Genomic DNA, 17,031 nt, shown 5'->3' with positions numbered 1-17,031 from the left:
CAAACGGCACTTCAACGCGGAAAAAACAGGCGGATCCGTTTTCAGATCCGCCTGTTGGCCAACGTTTTTCCTCCGCCCGCGGCGGCCGGATTAAAAATTAAAATTGTCCGGGTCCGGACCAAACCGGTGATTTTTGTTCAATGCGTCCAGCTTGTCCATATCTTCCTGACTCAACTCAAAGTCAAACACATCTGCATTTTCCCGGATCCGGTGCTCCTTGACCGATTTGGGAATGGTCACGACCCCGTGCTGCAAATCCCAGCGCAATACGATTTGGGCCGGGGTTTTTCCGTATTTTTCCGACAACTCCTTGATCACATCCACCCGGACCACTTCCCCTTGCATCAGAGGACTCCATGCTTCCAATTGGATGTTTTCCTCATTGCAATAGGCAAGCAGTTCTTTCTGGGTCAAATAGGGATGAAACTCCACTTGGTTCACCACGGGTTTGACTTTGGCATCCGCCAATAAATCTTTCAAGTGATGCACTTGGAAATTGCTGACCCCGATCGCTTTGACCAATCCGTCTTCGTAAAGTTTCTCCAACGCTTTCCAGGTTTCTTTATATTTGCCTTTCACCGGCCAATGGATCAAATAAAGATCAATATATTCCAACCCCAGTTTCTTGCGGCTTTCTTCAAAAGCTTGAAGGGTCGAATCATAACCTTGGTCATCATTCCAAACTTTGGTGGTGATAAACAGGTCTTCTCTCGAAACCCCGGATTCTTTGATGGCTTTTCCGACGCCTTCCTCATTTTTATAAACCGCTGCCGTGTCAATCAAGCGATAACCGGTTTGAATTGCCGCTTTGACTGCGTTTTGGACTTCTTCACCGTCTTTGGCTTTCCAAACCCCCAGTCCCAACCGGGGCATTTCCACACCGTTTGCCAGCTTGACCGTGTCTGAAAGCTTTTTGGGGTTTGCCATAATATCCCTCCATCTTTTTTTCGATGCCTTCTCATTTTAGTCAATGAAATATGAACATGCAAACGATCATATGAACGTTTAAAGCGAAAAAAAGACCCACCAGCCGGTGAGTCATCCCTCTTTTTTACAAATGCATCGTATTGTAAAGCATGATCCAAACGGAACCTGCCACCACAACCACCGCAATGAAAACGGCAAACCACATGTTGATAACCTGAAAGAATTTCACTCTTCCTTCGGTGAGATGCATGAAGAAAAGGAGCTGAATCACGAATTGCACGAAGGCCAGAGCAAAAATCACCGTGATTTTGACAGACTCGGAAAACGGCGCCTTGAGCGTCACACCGAGTGCGGCAAAGGTCAAAAGGAGTGACAACAGGAAACCGATGATATGCTGTTTGGGCGAAAGATCATGTTGTTTCATTGTCACATCACTCCCATCAAATAAACCGCCGTAAAGATAAAAATCCACACAACATCAAGGAAATGCCAATAAAGACCGGTGATAAACGCTTTTCTCGTCGTCATGGGCGTAAAACCGCGGCGGGAAATCTGAAGCATGACCGCCAACACCCATACAATCCCCAAGGATACATGCAAACCGTGCGTCCCGAGCAAAGTGAAAAAGGCAGACAAAAAGGCACTGGTTCCGATGGTTGCCCCTTCATTTACATACGCGATAAACTCATGAATCTCCATGTAGAGAAAGCCGAGCCCCAGCAAAAGCGTGACCGTCATCCATGCCATAAATCCCTTCTGCTGATCCTTTCGCATTTCCAACATGGCAAGCCCGCACGTAAAACTGCTTGTCAAAAGAAGGAGCGTTTCCATCATAAATTCTTTGACCTCAAAAAGCTCATGCGAGGACGGGCCGCCCGCCGTCTGATGATGATAAACCATGTACGCGGCAAACAACGTGGCAAACAAAACAATTTCCGCCCCCAGGAAGATCCAGAAGCCGAAAATTTTCATCCGGCCTTCCTCCGTTGAATATTCCAAAGGCATCTTCATTCCCTCCTTCTTCCTTTGATCAACCGGCTCTTAAATCTTTCTCAATTTCTTCTACTTGGATATAATGATCGGCATCATAATCGTTGAACGTGCGCCACAGCATCGATCCGAAGATTCCCAACAAGCCGATGACCACCAAGAGATACCATCCAAAGACAAAACCGAACCCGGCGACAAACATGAACGCCCCGAAGATGACCGGCATTCCGGTATTATTCGGCATATGAATCGGTTGAAGCGGCTCGTCGCTGTCTTTGCGGTTTTCTTTTTTCCGGTACCAGAAGTCATCCTGTTTTTTCACCACGGGAATGCGGGCAAAGTTGTAATGCGGAGCCGGTGACGGAATGGACCATTCCAACGTGCGTCCGTTCCACGGATCCCCGGTCGTGTCCCGCTCGCCGTAACGCGCACTGTAGTAAATGTTGTAAGCCAGGATGAGAAAACCGATTCCCATCACGAAAGCGCCCACGGTGCTGATGAAGTTGCCTGCTGTCCAACCCGCTTCAGCCGGATACGTGTAAATGCGCCGCGGCATCGCTTGGAAGCCCAGGATATATTGCGGGAAAAAGCAAAGATGGAAACCGATGAAGAAGGTCCAAAACGACCATTTCCCAAGCCGTTCATCCAACAGATGCCCGAACATCTTCGGCCACCAGTAAGTGAGCCCCGCCATGCATCCGAAGACCGTTCCGCCGATTAATGCATAGTGGAAGTGACTGATCAAAAAGTACGTGTTGTGAAACTGGTAATCCGCCGCTGCCGCCGCCAGCATCACACCGGTGATCCCGGCGATCAGGAAGGTGGGAATAAATCCGGTTGCCCACAACATCGGCGTGGTGAATTCAATCCGTCCTTTGTGCATGGTAAACAGCCAGTTAAAGATTTTCACACCGGTTGGAATGGCAATCAGCATGGTGGTGACAGAAAAGACCGAGTTGATCCAAGGGCCTGAACCCATGGTGAAAAAGTGGTGAACCCACACGAGAAAACTCAAGCCCGTGATCAAAATCATCGACCATACCATGGCGCCATATCCGAACAGCCGTTTTCTGGCAAAGGTCGTGATCACATCCGAGAAGATCCCGAATGCCGGCAAAATCACCAGATACACTTCGGGGTGCCCCCAAATCCAGAACAGGTTGGCCCACATCATCGGCATTCCGCCGCCGTCAATGGTGAAGAAGTGCGTGCCGAACAGCCTGTCCATGCTGAGCATCGCCAAAGCGACGGTCAAAACGGGAAACGCAAAGACAATGATGACGGATGCAATCATCGTCGACCAGGTAAACATCGGCATCTTCATCAGTTTCATTCCCGGTGCGCGCATCTTGATGATCGTGACGATGAAGTTGATCCCGGTCATCAAGGTGCCGATCCCGGAAATTTGAAGTCCCCACAGATAGTAGTTGATTCCGGGGCCTGCGCTTAAATCATTGCCTGCCAGCGGAGTGTAGTTGGTCCATCCGGCATCCGGAGACCCCCCGATGACAAAGGACAGGTTAAAGAGCATGGCTCCGGCAAAAAACAGCCAGAAGCTGACCGCATTCAACACGGGAAACGCAACGTCTCGTGCACCGATCTGAAGCGGAACGATGATATTCATCAAACCGATCAGAAACGGCATGGCCATAAAGATGATCATGATGGTTCCGTGCGTCGTAAAAATCTCGTTATAATGTTGGGCATTGAGAAAATTCATATCGGGCAGGGCCAGTTGGGTCCGCATCAACAGCGCGTCCACCCCGCCCCGGAAAAACATCAACAACGCACAGATCAAATACATAATTCCGATTCTTTTATGATCCACCGTGGTTAACCATTCTTCCCACAGCCAACGCCACTTTTTAAAGTAGGTCAGCACAAACAAAATTCCCAATGTGACAAGAACAATGGATATCTCCGCGATGACAATCATCGGCTCATTGGTAATCAAAAACGGGTCCGGTATCTTAAACTTGAACAGATCCACTTCGTTGGCCCTCCTTTGCTCTAATGGTGGCTTCCATGGCTTCCGTGATGATCAGTGCTTACGGAGCCCTGATGATCCGATCCATGGGCATTCGTTTTTTCTTTTTCTTCCGGGAAAGAAGAGTAGGTTTTCTCCTCCACCAGTCCCGGTTCGAGCAACTGCTGATACTCCGTCTCCGTCATGGCCGGTGCGGATTTTTTCACGCTTTGCACCCATTGATCAAAGTCCGAAGCCTGAACGGATTCCACATCAAAGGTCATATGCGTAAAGCCTTCACCGGAAAAATTGGCGCTTCTCCCCTGATACTTGCCCGGCCGGTCCGCTTCCAGCCACAAAACCATTTCCATATCCGGCATCGTGTACTCTTGTCCGCCCAATTCAGGGATCCAGAAAGAGTTCATGGGCCCGACCGCATTCAATTGAAATTTGACCGGCACCCCGGCTGGAATCTTCAAATGGTTGACAGTGGCAATCCCTTGTTCCGGATATTTGAAAATCCATTTCCAGTCGGCCGATGTCACCTCGATCACCATCGGTTCCTTGTGAGGACTCGGGGAAGTTTCCAGATCAAACGTGGTCTTCACCGTGGGTATTGCCAGCAAGGCGACAATTACCACCGGGATCAAGGTCCAGACCACTTCAAGCTTGCGGCTCCCCTCAATATCCGGCGGCTCATAGCCTTCGTTTTCCGGCTTTGCTCTGTATTTCACAATCATGTACACAAATAAGATGGAAACCGCGACGAAAATAACCATCATCAAAATCACAGACCACAAAATCAAATCATACTGCTTCTGTGCCACGGGACCTTGCGGATTCAAAATGCCTGTTTTCATTGAACAGCCCGTCAACAGAAACAGGAACAATCCCGTCAGCGGCATCCATCGCAGCAGGCGCTTTTTGTTCATTGCTGATACCCCATCCTTCCTTACGTAGTTGAAAAATCATCGCCTGAATATCAATAGAAAGAATATATTTGCAAAAATGGATAAAAATAGTAAACTATCATAATAATTGCTTACGGTTTTTACTAGAGACATTGTATAGAAAAAAATGTGCAATTGATCACATGAAATATGACATTTCCGTAAAACTTTTTAAAAATACCAGGAAAATAATGGTTATCGCATAAATTTTTCGTTTTTCGATCCGGTTTTGCCGGTTGGCGTTTATATTTCTATAAAAATTGCTTATCTTCATTCTCCTTTTCTTTTTCCATGCCGACCGCTACAATAGGGATAAATTGACGGAAGGAGCTGACACGAGCAAATGGACAAGAAAAAGCCGCTGCTTCAAATCTTCCTTCTGCTCTTCCTGACCGTCCTGACCGTTTATGCCATCTGGTCTTTCAGGGATTCCCCCTCAAAATCCCGAGCCCCGCAAAACATGACCGTCGAAGAATATATTGCGTCCCACGCGCTTCCCAAACAATCCCAAGCGCCGGACTTTGAGCTGCCCGGAATTGCTCAAGAGACGGTCCGGTTTTCCAAGGACTCCGGCAAACCCGCGATCATCAACTTTTGGGCGACCTGGTGCGAAAACTGCAAACGCGAGATGCCCTTGTTGGAGAAGGTTTACCAAACCAAACGGGATCAAGTCCAAATCATCATGGTTCACACCACGCATCTGGACCGGAAAGAAGCAGCGCAACAATACATCAAACAGTATGGCTACACCTTTCCGGCAGGGCTGGATACGGATGGTCGGGTTTCCGATCTTTATCGCGTGTCGGCATTGCCTCAAACGTTTTTCATCGACAAAAACGGGCGCATCATCCACCACCAAATCGGCGAACTCACCCAAGCCGTGTTGGATCAACAACTTTCCAGATTGACCGGATCATAAAACACAATAAGCGGGATCTCCGTGGCCGGAAGACCCCGCTTCCATTCGGTCTCAAAACCGAAATATACAAACAAAGAGATAAAAAATTAAGATTAGTAAATATTTTTATCTAATTCCCATAATTCATTGCATCAAACACCTTCTATTTCATATACTTGTACTAGATACCTGTGAATCATCGTTCACCAAACGCCCCCGACGGATCAGCGGGTTTGTATTCAGAAGATCGGAGGAAGATCAAGGTGAAACGTAATATTGTTTTGAAGTTGGATAACAACGCCAAACAGATTTTGTTGCATGCTTTAAAGAAACATAAGACTTTGCGAAAGGTGGAGTTGAAACGAAACCCGGACAACAGCTGTCCTTCCCTTTATTTCGATGAAGCGAAGATTTTGGAAGATTTGGCAAATCAAGTGATTGAACAGTGGAATCAAGCATTGCCCAGCATCCCTTCCACCCCTCGCAAATGACCGGTTTAAGGCGACGTGTTGCCGCATGACACCGCCCGGTTCAAAACATAAGCCCCTCCGTTTCGGTCCGGCAAAGGGAATCGGTTCAGGATTCCCTTCGCCTTTCCCTTTATCATTTTCCCGTAATCAGATAATGGTAGGGAAGACGCTTCATCAGTTTGGCCATCCCCAAAGAAAGAAGCGTCACGACAAACAGCATGATGAAAAACTCCGTCCAGGAGGCGGCGGGGAACAGCTTGGAACTGATTTGGCTCCATAAGTTTAACAACATCGGATGAATCAAATACAGGCCAAACGAATATTTCCCCAACGTATACAGCCAGGAAAACTTCCACTTGCAAAACATCTGATACAACAGCATCAGCGTGCAAATCGAATAAGCAAAAACGGAATAATTAAAGAAGCCGGTGTGTTTGCGGACGAATCCCTCGATCATCATCGCAACGGCCGACGCCAGATAAAAGAGGACCGTCGCCGGAAAAGGGATTTTTTTGACATATTGGAAAAGCCGGTCGGCATGTCTTCCAATCCAGCCACCCAGACAAAAATAAAATAACCATACCGGAAAGTAATACATGGCATTTTGGTAATAGGACTCCAGCCACGGCAACTTGTCCACCACTTCCCACCAAGTCATGCTCCCGGCAATCACGTTCACAAGCAGTGAGAAGGCAACCACCGTAATGCCTCCAAACTTGCGGAATGCCCAGATCAAAACGGGAAGCAACACATAAAATTGAACCATGACCACCAGGAAATACAAGTGATAATAAGCGCCTCCCGTAAAAATCGCTTCAATGCTTTTGATTCCCGGACCGGGTGCGGTCTCCGGATGAACCATTTTTCCGTAAATCAGATAGATGACCGACCAGATCAGATAGGGAATCAGGATATACATGGTACGCTTTTTAAAGAAACTTTTGACCGGAAACGGTTCATTGTCATAGTACCGGTAGAACAAAAACAAGCCGGAGATCATAAAGAAAACCGGAACGCAGAACCTGCCCAACTGATTGATGACAAAAAACACGCCCCCGTCTGTCAATTGATGAAATGAACGCATGCTAAAAGCGGTTACATGAATCAAAATCACGGCCAAAATGGCAACGCCTTTCATGTAATCCGCTTCTTCAATTCTTTTTTTCATCCCGATCCTCCTCTTGCTACATTTCCCCAATCCTTGAGACACAGCATTTTCTCTGTATAAACAAAAAATGATCCCTAAAAGGGACCATTTTATTTTCATTTCCAGCATAACATATTTTCCTTCATCGATTAACAGACAGAAAAATTTGTCCATAAGTTTTTAATATTCACCCAAAATCTTTTCCATCCCTGAAAATCTTTTTCTCAATCATTAACCTTTGACGAACAGAAATATTTCCTTTAAAATTTCTAAATGTAATATTCGATGTTTTTTTATATAATTGTTTCAAAATTTTAACGAAAGGCCTTTTTTGTTTCCTGCTGGATTCTTATTTTTTCCAAAGTATTTCACTTAATCAATCAACCAGACAGGCGATCAGGCAACATACAAGGAGGGATCACCACATGGAAGCAGCAGTGAAAATCGAAGAAACCGTTCGGGAACCAGCATCTGCAAAAAAACATCCTCCCGGACTCAAATTGCTTTTTTTCACGGAGATGTGGGAACGATTCAGTTACTATGGATTGCGGAGTTTGTTGATTTTGTATTTAACCGCCAGTCTGGTTAGCGGCGGTTTGGGATTTGATCCGGCAACCGCATCGATGATTTACGGCTTTTACACCGGCGCTTGTTATTTCACACCGCTTGCCGGTGGCTGGCTGACCGACCATTTCATCGGAAAACGCCTGGCCATCACCATCGGTGGTATCACCATGGCGCTCGGCAACCTGGTCCTATTTATCAATCAGAGTCAGGCGGCGCTGTATATCGGACTGGCGCTGATCATCCTGGGGAACGGTTTCTTTAAACCCAATATCTCCACCCTCTTGGGCGAACTTTACAGCGAACAAGACAAACGACGCGATGCAGCGTTTACGATCTTTTACATGGGCATCAACCTGGGTGCCTTGTTTGCCCCGCTCATTTGCGGTTTTTTGGCCGAGGATTTCTTTAAAACCACCGTCAACGGAGTGGTGCAATACGGCTTTAAATACGCCTTTCTCGCCGCTGCCATCGGAATGATTGCGGGACAATTGGCCTTTAACCTTTTGGGAAAACGCTATTTGGGAAACATCGGGATGAAACCGGCCGGCAAGAAAACGGCCGCCAATCCCAAAGCCAACGAACCATTGACCAAAAAGGAAAAACAACGGACGCTGGCCATCGTCCTCATCACTTGTTTTGTCGTCTTTTTCTGGGCCGGTTTTGAACAAGCGGGAAGCTCCATGACGCTTTACACCCGGGACTTTATCGACCGGACCCTCTTCGGATGGGAAATTCCCATCTCCTGGTTCCAATCGGTCAACCCGTTGTTTATCATTCTGCTGGCCCCCTTGGTTTCCATGATGTGGACCAAACTGGCCAACTCCAAACGGGGAGATTTGCCCGTTCCCATCAAAATGGGGCTGGGAATGGTTCTTTTGGGCACAGGCTTTTTGATTTTGATGGCCGCTGTGCTTCAAACCGGCAGTGATGCGGAACACATCACGGTCAAAGCCAACCTGTTGTTTATTGTGTTCACTTATTTGTTCCATACCTTGGGAGAACTTTTCTTGTCTCCGATCGGGCTTTCCCTGGTCAGCCGCATTGCGCCGGTCAAACTGGCTTCCCTTCTCATGGGAGTCTGGCTGGCCAGCACCGGGGTGGCCAATATCTTGGGCGGCCAAATCGCCGCACTGACCACATCGCTCGGCTTTTTGGAGATTTTTGCCGTCATCGGAGGACTGGCCATCTTCTTCGGCCTCTTGTTGATTTCCATCAACCGCATTCTAGTGCGGATGATGGACTGACCGGAAAAAAAGAGGGAACCCAAGTTCCCTCCTTTTTTTATCCGCCTTTTAAAATCATGACCGTTAATATCGAACCGGCAATCACCAACAGAACCGGGGCGCGAAAAGCCGCCAACAGGGCAGCGACCAGTCCGCCGATCAGGCCGGTGGAAGGATTTCCGGCATCCACACTTAAGATCCCGGGAAAAATCAAAGCTCCCAGCGCGGCATAAGGAATAAAGCCCAACCAGTCATTCACCCGTTTGGGAAAAGAAAAGCGCCCGATGATGAAAACCGGCAACCATCTCGGAATCAAAGTCACCACAGCCATGCCAAGGATGATCAAAAATTCATTCAACTTTCTCCCCCCGTTTCAGCACCAAACCGGCCAAGCTTCCCAATACGGTTGCCAGCACGATGGACCAACCGCTGCTGAAAAACCGGCTGAACAGGTAACAAAGAATCATGGAAAGAACACTGATCAATCCGGTTCTCCAGTTCTTCCGCACGGATGGCACCAACAACCCGATGAACATGGCATATAAAGCAATGGACATGCTTTCCCCGATGACCGGAGGAATAAAATCCCCGAGGAGCGCGCCCAACAGGGTGCCAAAAATCCACGATCCGTAGGCGGTAAGCATCAAGCCCGCCAAAAACCCGGGACCGGCTTTTTCTTTATGAAAAGAGGCCAAACTGAACGTTTCATCCGTGATCCAAGAAGACAAAACCCATTTCCATTGATTCGAAACGGAATTCAATCCGTTCATCAGTGACAAACTCATGATAAAATGCCTGAAATTTAAAATAAAAGTTGCCAAAATGATCTCCATTGCCCCCACACCGCCTGCCAACATCGACACGGCCATAAATTGGCTGGCTCCGGCATAAACCATGACACTCATCAGCACCGTGTGATAAAGAGACAGATCCGATTGGGTGGAAATCAGACCGAAAGCAACCGCCACCGGGAGATAACCGATGACGATGGGAACGGACTTGAAGACTCCCTCCGCAAAATCCCGTTTGATCCCCCGCCATGCTACATGCCTCTGATGATTGATCATCTGCTTGTCCAATCCTTTCAATCTGTTTCCATGAAAGTTTTATTATTAGTATATTATAAGATGATATCGAAAAACAGAATTCCATTTGGATCCACACAGGACCATGCCCCAGCCGGTCTGTTGAGCCGCCGGATCCAAATCATTTTTTCATCATGTGATGAATCTCACAAACCCATCAGCTTTTTCATGATAGAATAAAATGTTCACCATCACTGCAAAGAAAGGAGAAGCATTCTTGAACCGGATCATGTTGTTTCTTCATCTCCTGGGAGCCGTCGGCATGGGCTTCTATTTATTGCTGCCCTTCTTTTTGCGCAAGACGTGGTTGCAAAGCCGGGGGGTTCTGCAAGTTTATTACTGGATGAACTTCACCGTCCAATGGATTTTGGTGGCTCAATTCATCACGGGACTCATCATGTATCTTCAAGGGAATTATCCGGTATTGTGGATCATCCTTGTGGCCGTTGTGTTTACCGGTGTGGGCGCATTTGGCGGGATGTTTGGATATTATTGCCGGAAAGTTCCCCCGTCCTTTGAAGAGGACCAAACCGGTTGGCTGAAAAAAGTGCGCATGCATGCCATCCTAACCTCTCTTTGCATGTATCTGATCATCGTGTTGATGAAATTCCCATATGGTTGGTAACAAAACAGCCTCCTTGGCCCCGGGCTTGCACCCGGAACACAAAGGAGGCTTTTTTCACCGGCCGGATCTGCCGGCTTCTTCCGGCATCACCGGGCGGTCCAAGTGATATAAACGGCGGTAACGCGGCAAACAGGCAAGCAATTCTTCATGCGGACCGATCATTTCAATCCTTCCGTTTTCAATAAAGACCACTTCATCCATTTTTTCCACTCCCGTCAAATGGTGCGTGATCCAGATCAGGGTTTTTCCGGCGGCAACCTGAAAAATCGTCGCCAGCAAATCCCGTTCCGTCCGGGGATCCAGTCCCACCGTCGGCTCATCCAAAATCATCACGGGCGTGTTTTGCAACAAAATCCGGGCCAATGCAATCCGTTGCCGTTCCCCGCCTGAAAACCGCTCTCCCGTTTCCAGCATCGGGGTGTCATACCCCAAAGGCAGGGATTCGATCAGTGCATCCAGCCGGACTTGCCGGGCCACCTGGCGGACTTCTTCGTCCGTCGCATCCGGTTTGCCCAGCCGGATATTATTGGCCACGGTGGTGTCAAACAAATGCGGCCGCTGGTTTAAAACGGAAATCACTTTTGAAATCTCCCCGCCGAACCGGACGGCCTCCACCCCATTGATGGTCACTTGTCCACGGTCGGGGGCCAACACGCCTTGGATCAGTTTGATGAGGGTCGACTTCCCGGCTCCGCTCCGTCCGATTAACGCCACTTTTTTCCCGTGGGGAATATCCAGGGAAATGTTGTCCACGCTCCATTCATCAGCGCCTTCATACCGATGGCTCACCTTTTTCAACCGGATATCCGCTTTTTGTTTCGCCTTTTGCAACTGTTCTTCCGCAACACCCGGTTCGGTTGATGGAACGACTCCGGATCTTTCAAAACGGTGAATCCGCTTCAGCGAATGGCGGTATTGCGGAATTTTTTCCACGGCTTCGGACACCGGAAGAAACACATCCATCAACGGAAAGACAATCAATGTAAACGCGGCAATCATGGGGGCGGCCAGTTGGCCGTTTTGTGTTTGTCCGCCGGCCCAAGAAACCATGAAAATCACCAGAATTCCGAGCATGCATTGTCCGGCCAGCGTTCTCCACCGCTTCCAGCGCTTTAACCTTCTCTCCTCACCGGCCAACCGGGCTTCATCCGCCTCATGCGATGCGATCAATTCCGCCGTACGCCCGCTGATCACCCAGTCCGAAAGCCCCATGACCGCATCCGTCCACTTCCGGTACAAACGGTTCCGGCTTTTTCGCATGCGTCGCTGCCTCACCTGTGTCATCCAAAGCGAGACAAGCGGCAAAAGAACCACCAGGAAAAACAGATACAAAGCCATCCAAAGGGCAAACGAAAGGTCGAACGTTCCCAAGGCCGCAACGGCCAACCCGTAAATCACCACCGCGGTCACCGTCGGGAAAATCGTCCTCACATACACATCCTGCAATTGTTCGATGTCGTCGGCAAGCGTGCCCAACATATCCCCCGTCCGGTAACGGGAGCGAAGGAAGAGTGCCTGCGGTTCCAAGATCCGGTACAAACGGACACGCATCTTGGCCAATATGCGCAACACCATCTCATGGCTGATCAACCGCTCCGCATAATGGAGCACCGCCCGCCCGATCCCAAACGTCCGGACCAAGACGATCGACACATAAACCATGAGAATGTTTTCCGGACGAAGCGCCGATTTGGAAATCAAAAAACCGGAAGTAAACATCAGGGCCGCCGCACAACCGGCCGTCAAAATCCCCAATCCAATGACCAGCAAAAACCGCAGGCGGTGAGACCGGAGATAAACGAAAATCCATTGTTCCTTTTTCATGCCAATCCTTCCTTTTGCGCTTGAAACAGCTGATAATACAAGCCTTTTTGCGCCAGCAGCTCCTCATGGGTTCCGGTTTCAACCACTTTCCCCTTGTCCAGCACCAACACCACATCCATGTGCGGCATCCAGTGCAACCGGTGCGTGGCCAGGAAGACGAGTTTGTTTTCAAACAAACGAAGCATCGTTTCTTTCAGTTCATACTCGGTCTCCACGTCCAAATGCGCCGTCGGTTCATCCAACAGCACCACGGGGCGGTCGCATAAAAAAGCCCGGGCCAGCGCCACCCGCTGTTCCTGGCCGCCGCTTAACGATCTGCCGCCGTTTCCGACGATTTGATCCAATCCGCCGGGCAATGTTTGAATCAGTTTGGTGAGGCCGGCGGACGCCGCTGCTTTTTCCACTTCTTCCCGGATGGCATCCGGCTTGTAAAAACGGATGTTTTCTTCCAAAGTGGCACTGAACAAATACGGATGTTGCGGGATGTACGTCGTTTGCCCGCGCCAACTTTCTTCCATCAAGGACGAAAGCTTTATCCCGTTGATGCAAACCGAACCGGATTCCGGCCGCTTAAAGCCGGCCAGCACATCAATCAATGTCGATTTGCCGGCTCCGCTCTCCCCGACGATCCCCACCTTTTTCAACCCCCGGATCGCAAACGACACCTTTTTTAAAGAAGCCGTTCCTTTTTCTTCATGGCGAACCACAAGCGAAGTAAGCGACAAGGTGCTTTCCCCGTCCCAGGCAAACGAAGCAGGGAGCATGGCGGTGACGGGTTCTTCTTTTTGCCCGATGATCCGGAAAATCGCTTCTCCCGCTTCTTTCCCGTCCAATGTGGCGTGGTAATCCGCTCCCACCATCCGGACCGGCAAGAAATACTCCGGCGCCAAAATCAGAATGGCAAGTGCCGTTGCCAACGGCATGTGTCCTTTGATCAGTTGCAGCCCCAGATGCACTGCCACCGAGGCCACGGAAAGCATGGTGAAAAACTCCAGCGCAAACGAGGACAAGAAAGCAACGCGCAGGGTGCGCATGGTGGCTTCCCGGTACTGGTTGCTCACCCTTTCCATCGTGTGGCCGTGCGCCCGGCTCCGCCCGAGGAATTTCAATGTTTCCAGCCCGCGCAGCGAATCGACAAAATGATTGGATAAAACCCGAAACGAGGCCAGCTGTTTTTGTGTATGCTTTTGCGCCGCCAAACCGACCAGAATCAAAAACACGATTAAGACGGGCAGGGTCACGGTCAAAATCAGACCGGAGGTCACATCCAGCGTGTACACATAAACCAGCAGGAGGGCCGGAGTCACGGCAACGGAAATCATACGGGGGAAAAACAGTTCCAAATACGTGCGAAATTGCGTGACGCCTTCCAACACCAGCGTCACCAGGTTCCCCGTCCCTTCCCGTTTGGCAAAGCGCGGTCCGTTTTGCACCAGCTTTTTCAGGAGTTGTTTTCGCACCCCGGCACCCGTCCGCTCCGCAAAGCGGGAGGCTTCTTGATCCGTCAGAAACTGCATCCCGTGGCGCAGAAGGAAAAACAACAAAAACAGTCCCATGGCACCGGCGTGTTCAACCGGCGGCTCCCCGGCAAACAACGACGAAATCACACCGGAAAGCCACTTCGCCGCCAGGATGATCGCGACACTTTGAATGACGGTCATGATGAAAAGCTTCAAGAGGAAGCCCTTCACCCCTTGAAGCTTCAACCAACTGCGGTTCATCAATATTCCAAGTGCTCCTTTTCAGACAATCTTTTGCGGAAAATGTAGTAGTTCCAAATTTGGTACCCCAACACAAAAGGCAACAGCGTCAAAGCCACGATCGTCATCACTTTCAGCGAATACGGCCCCGAAGCCGCGTTATAAACCGTCAGGTTATAAGCTTGGTCGATGGAACTGATCATCACACGGGGGAACATGCCCGTAAAGACCGAGGCAATCGCGAGGGTGATCACCGTGCCCATCATGCCGAAAGCCCAGCCGTCTTTTTTCTTTGAAATCATCGCTCCGGACACCAGGAAAGCCACCGTTCCCAACAGGAACGTCACGGTCAAAATGTTCCCGCGCACGTTAAACAAATCGGTTTTCAGGAAAGTCAAGGCCCCAAACGCCACCAGCAGCACGGCCAGCGGAACCAACAGGCGTTTGGCCAATTTCCTTGCCCGTTCCCGTAAATCCCCCGTCGTCTTCAGCGTGGCAAACAGGAGCCCGTGCACGAGGCATAAAACAGTAACCGTCACGCCGCCGGTCACGGTGTACAAGTTTACCATGTCAAACAGCCCGGCATTCAATTCCATTTGACGGTCCACGGGCAACCCCTGGATCAAACCGGCAAACAAAACCCCGAGCAAAAACGGCGGCAACAAACTCCCCCAAAAAATCACTTCATCCCAAGTCTTTTTCCACTTTTCGCTGCTTACTTTTCCGCGGAACTCAAAGGAAACGCCCCGTCCGATCAAAGCCAGAAGCACAATCACCAGCGGCAAATAATAACCGCTGAAGAGCGTGGCATACCAGTGCGGAAATGCGGCAAACATCGCACCGCCGGCAGTCAGGAGCCACACCTCATTCGCATCCCAGAACGGGCCGATGGCGTTGATCAAAACCCGGCGTTCTCCGTCCGTCCGGGCCAGAAACTTCGTCGACATCCCGATCCCAAAGTCAAATCCCTCCAAAAAGAAGAACCCGACAAAGAGCACGGCCACCAACACAAACCACAATTCATTGAGATACAGCATGGCGTTGTCCCCCCATTTCAAACGGGTCTTCCGACCGGACATCCTCTTCTACGGCTGCATACGGTCCTTTTTTAATGACCCGGACAAACAAGTAAGCCATCACCATCGCCAAGATCGTGTAAATCGCCGTGAAAGCGGTGAGCGAAAACAGCACTTCCCCTGCCGTCACGCCCGGCGAAACACTGTCTGCGGTGGTCATGTGCCCGAAAACCGTCCACGGCTGGCGGCCGATCTCGGTCATGATCCATCCCGAAGCATTGGCGATATGCGGAAGCGAAATGGCAAAGACCATGATACGGTAAAACCACGGTTTCACATCCGGCATTTTTTTGCGCAAAACCAAGTAAGTTCCGTACATTCCCAACAGGATCATCGCCACGCCGGCCCCCACCATGATCCGGAAGCTCCAGAACGTGGTTCTCACCGGCGGAATATAATCTCCCTCTCCATACGTCTGCTCATATTTTTGCTGCAGTTCCTTTATGCCCTCCACCGAGCCGGAGAACTTGCTGTAAGTCAAATAGCTGAGCAGATACGGAATTTTAAATTCATATTTATTCTCCATCGTTTCCGGATTGATGACGGCAAAAACCGTCCACGGCGCAGGATCTTCACTGGTCTCCCACAACCCTTCACTGGCCGCCATTTTCATGGGCTGGGTATGCATCAGGTACTGCGCTTGCTGATGTCCGAATATTGCCACCAGGAAAGATGAGATGAGTGCAACGACAATTCCGATGTGAAAAGATTTTTTAAAGAATGGGACATCTTGTTTTTTAAGCAGTTTGTAAGCACTGACCCCGGTCACCAAAAACGCCCCGGTTGCCAACGCCCCGAGCACCGTGTGCGGGAACTCCACCCACAATTGCCCGTTTGTGATCAGGGCGAGAAAATCGTTCATTTCAGCGCGGCCTTGATTGATGGTAAACCCGACCGGATGTTGCATGAACGAGTTGGCCGCCAAAATCCAAAACGCCGACAGCGTCGTCCCGATAAACACCAGCCAGATGCAAGCCAAATGCAACTTCTTGGACAGCCGGTCCCAACCAAAAATCCAAAGCCCGATAAACGTCGACTCCATAAAGAAAGCCAACAACGCTTCAATGGCAAGTGGCGCACCAAACACATCCCCGACAAACCGGGAGTAATCCGACCAGTTCATCCCAAACTGAAACTCCTGGATGATCCCGGTCACCACACCGACGGCAAAATTGATCAAAAACAGCTTTCCCCAAAACTTTGCCATTTTTTTGTACTCTTCTTTGCCTTTGACAACGTACATCGTCTCCATCACGGCAATCAAAAACACCAAACCGATGGACAATGGCACAAAGATAAAGTGATAAATCGTCGTCACGGCAAATTGAATTCGTGACAAAGTGAGCAAATCCATTTGCTTCTCTCCACCTTTCCCGCCAATTTGCCAATCACGTTGGCTTTAATCCTTCTCACCTTTATTATGGCATGAAGCGCTGCCAATTTTTGCGGGCGAGTATGGCTTTTTTGTGAAAAAAATCACATAATCACCCAAAGAATAAATCCAGTTTTACAGCCCGGAATTCAAGTGAATATCCTGATTTGAAATCATACATCCCCCATAATCCTTTTCCGGATGAAAACGC

At 49.5% G+C, this 17,031-nt stretch carries 16 protein-coding genes; 4 read left to right on the top strand and 12 right to left on the bottom strand.

Annotation, left to right across the window (positions count from 1 at the left end):
• Window positions 1-90 precede the first annotated feature (90 nt).
• The 5 genes from I8U21_RS01330 to qoxA all read right to left on the bottom strand — a co-directional run bounded on the left by I8U21_RS01330 (window position 91) and on the right by qoxA (window position 4,815).
• Window positions 91-927 carry an aldo/keto reductase gene (locus I8U21_RS01330; RefSeq protein WP_198053077.1) on the bottom strand — a complete coding sequence of 279 codons (837 nt, stop codon included), beginning with the start codon at window positions 925-927 and terminating at the stop codon, window positions 91-93.
• A gap of 124 nt (window positions 928-1,051) precedes the next feature.
• Window positions 1,052-1,351 carry a cytochrome aa3 quinol oxidase subunit IV gene (gene qoxD / locus I8U21_RS01325; RefSeq protein ID WP_181730985.1) on the bottom strand — a complete coding sequence of 100 codons (300 nt, stop codon included), beginning with the start codon at window positions 1,349-1,351 and terminating at the stop codon, window positions 1,052-1,054.
• 2 nt (window positions 1,352-1,353) lie between these two features.
• Window positions 1,354-1,938 (bottom strand): cytochrome aa3 quinol oxidase subunit III, encoded by a 585-nt coding sequence (qoxC, locus tag I8U21_RS01320; protein ID WP_181730986.1) that lies wholly within the window; start codon window positions 1,936-1,938, stop codon window positions 1,354-1,356.
• A gap of 19 nt (window positions 1,939-1,957) precedes the next feature.
• On the bottom strand, window positions 1,958-3,901 hold the full coding sequence (qoxB, locus tag I8U21_RS01315) for a cytochrome aa3 quinol oxidase subunit I (protein WP_255516912.1): 1,944 nt from the start codon (window positions 3,899-3,901) through the stop codon (window positions 1,958-1,960).
• Between the two features lie 26 nt (window positions 3,902-3,927).
• Entirely contained in the window at window positions 3,928-4,815 is an 888-nt protein-coding gene (qoxA, locus tag I8U21_RS01310; RefSeq protein WP_181730987.1) for a cytochrome aa3 quinol oxidase subunit II, read from the bottom strand.
• A gap of 361 nt (window positions 4,816-5,176) precedes the next feature.
• On the opposite strand from qoxA, the gene I8U21_RS01305 reads away from it, so the two are divergent.
• Together I8U21_RS01305 and I8U21_RS01300 are read left to right on the top strand one after the other, a co-directional pair.
• The gene (locus I8U21_RS01305) at window positions 5,177-5,752 is read left to right on the top strand and encodes a TlpA family protein disulfide reductase (protein WP_198053076.1); all 576 of its coding nucleotides are present in this window, start codon (window positions 5,177-5,179) and stop codon (window positions 5,750-5,752) included.
• Window positions 5,753-5,994: 242 nt separating this feature from the next.
• The gene (locus I8U21_RS01300) at window positions 5,995-6,222 is read left to right on the top strand and encodes a hypothetical protein (RefSeq protein ID WP_181730989.1); all 228 of its coding nucleotides are present in this window, start codon (window positions 5,995-5,997) and stop codon (window positions 6,220-6,222) included.
• A 112-nt stretch (window positions 6,223-6,334) separates the two neighbouring features.
• Here the strand turns inward: I8U21_RS01300 and I8U21_RS01295 are convergent, their stop codons facing one another.
• Window positions 6,335-7,369 (bottom strand): acyltransferase, encoded by a 1,035-nt coding sequence (locus I8U21_RS01295; RefSeq protein WP_181730990.1) that lies wholly within the window; start codon window positions 7,367-7,369, stop codon window positions 6,335-6,337.
• Window positions 7,370-7,773: 404 nt separating this feature from the next.
• Here I8U21_RS01295 and I8U21_RS01290 point away from each other — a divergent pair, with 404 nt between their 5' ends.
• On the top strand, window positions 7,774-9,159 hold the full coding sequence (locus I8U21_RS01290) for a peptide MFS transporter (RefSeq protein WP_198053075.1): 1,386 nt from the start codon (window positions 7,774-7,776) through the stop codon (window positions 9,157-9,159).
• A gap of 37 nt (window positions 9,160-9,196) precedes the next feature.
• Here the strand turns inward: I8U21_RS01290 and I8U21_RS01285 are convergent, their stop codons facing one another.
• Both I8U21_RS01285 and I8U21_RS01280 read right to left on the bottom strand, forming a co-directional pair.
• Window positions 9,197-9,496, bottom strand: coding sequence for an AzlD domain-containing protein (locus I8U21_RS01285; RefSeq protein ID WP_181730992.1), 300 nt, complete (start codon window positions 9,494-9,496; stop codon window positions 9,197-9,199).
• Window positions 9,489-10,205 (bottom strand): AzlC family ABC transporter permease, encoded by a 717-nt coding sequence (locus tag I8U21_RS01280; protein ID WP_181730993.1) that lies wholly within the window; start codon window positions 10,203-10,205, stop codon window positions 9,489-9,491. The genes I8U21_RS01285 and I8U21_RS01280 overlap by 8 nt, the downstream gene beginning before the upstream one ends.
• Window positions 10,206-10,440: 235 nt before the next feature.
• On the opposite strand from I8U21_RS01280, the gene I8U21_RS01275 reads away from it, so the two are divergent.
• Complete coding sequence (locus I8U21_RS01275; RefSeq protein WP_181730994.1) at window positions 10,441-10,848, top strand: hypothetical protein; 408 nt, start codon at window positions 10,441-10,443, stop codon at window positions 10,846-10,848.
• 54 nt (window positions 10,849-10,902) lie between these two features.
• Here the strand turns inward: I8U21_RS01275 and cydC are convergent, their stop codons facing one another.
• From cydC to I8U21_RS01255, 4 genes are read right to left on the bottom strand one after another with little or no spacing between them, the layout of a single operon-like run.
• Window positions 10,903-12,672 (bottom strand): thiol reductant ABC exporter subunit CydC, encoded by a 1,770-nt coding sequence (cydC, locus tag I8U21_RS01270; RefSeq protein WP_198053074.1) that lies wholly within the window; start codon window positions 12,670-12,672, stop codon window positions 10,903-10,905.
• Window positions 12,669-14,393, bottom strand: coding sequence for a thiol reductant ABC exporter subunit CydD (gene cydD / locus I8U21_RS01265; protein ID WP_198053073.1), 1,725 nt, complete (start codon window positions 14,391-14,393; stop codon window positions 12,669-12,671). The genes cydC and cydD overlap by 4 nt, the downstream gene beginning before the upstream one ends.
• On the bottom strand, window positions 14,393-15,409 hold the full coding sequence (cydB, locus tag I8U21_RS01260) for a cytochrome d ubiquinol oxidase subunit II (protein WP_198053072.1): 1,017 nt from the start codon (window positions 15,407-15,409) through the stop codon (window positions 14,393-14,395). Before cydB ends, cydD begins: the two co-directional genes overlap by 1 nt.
• A complete protein-coding gene (locus I8U21_RS01255; RefSeq protein WP_198053071.1) occupies window positions 15,393-16,802 on the bottom strand; it encodes a cytochrome ubiquinol oxidase subunit I in 1,410 nt (469 codons plus the stop codon). The genes cydB and I8U21_RS01255 overlap by 17 nt, the downstream gene beginning before the upstream one ends.
• Window positions 16,803-17,031 lie beyond the last annotated feature (229 nt).

Source organism: Thermoactinomyces sp. CICC 23799, assembly GCF_016055145.1.
Lineage (GTDB): Bacteria > Bacillota > Bacilli > Thermoactinomycetales > Thermoactinomycetaceae > Thermoactinomyces > Thermoactinomyces intermedius.
This window is presented reverse-complemented; position numbering and strand designations above follow the sequence as displayed.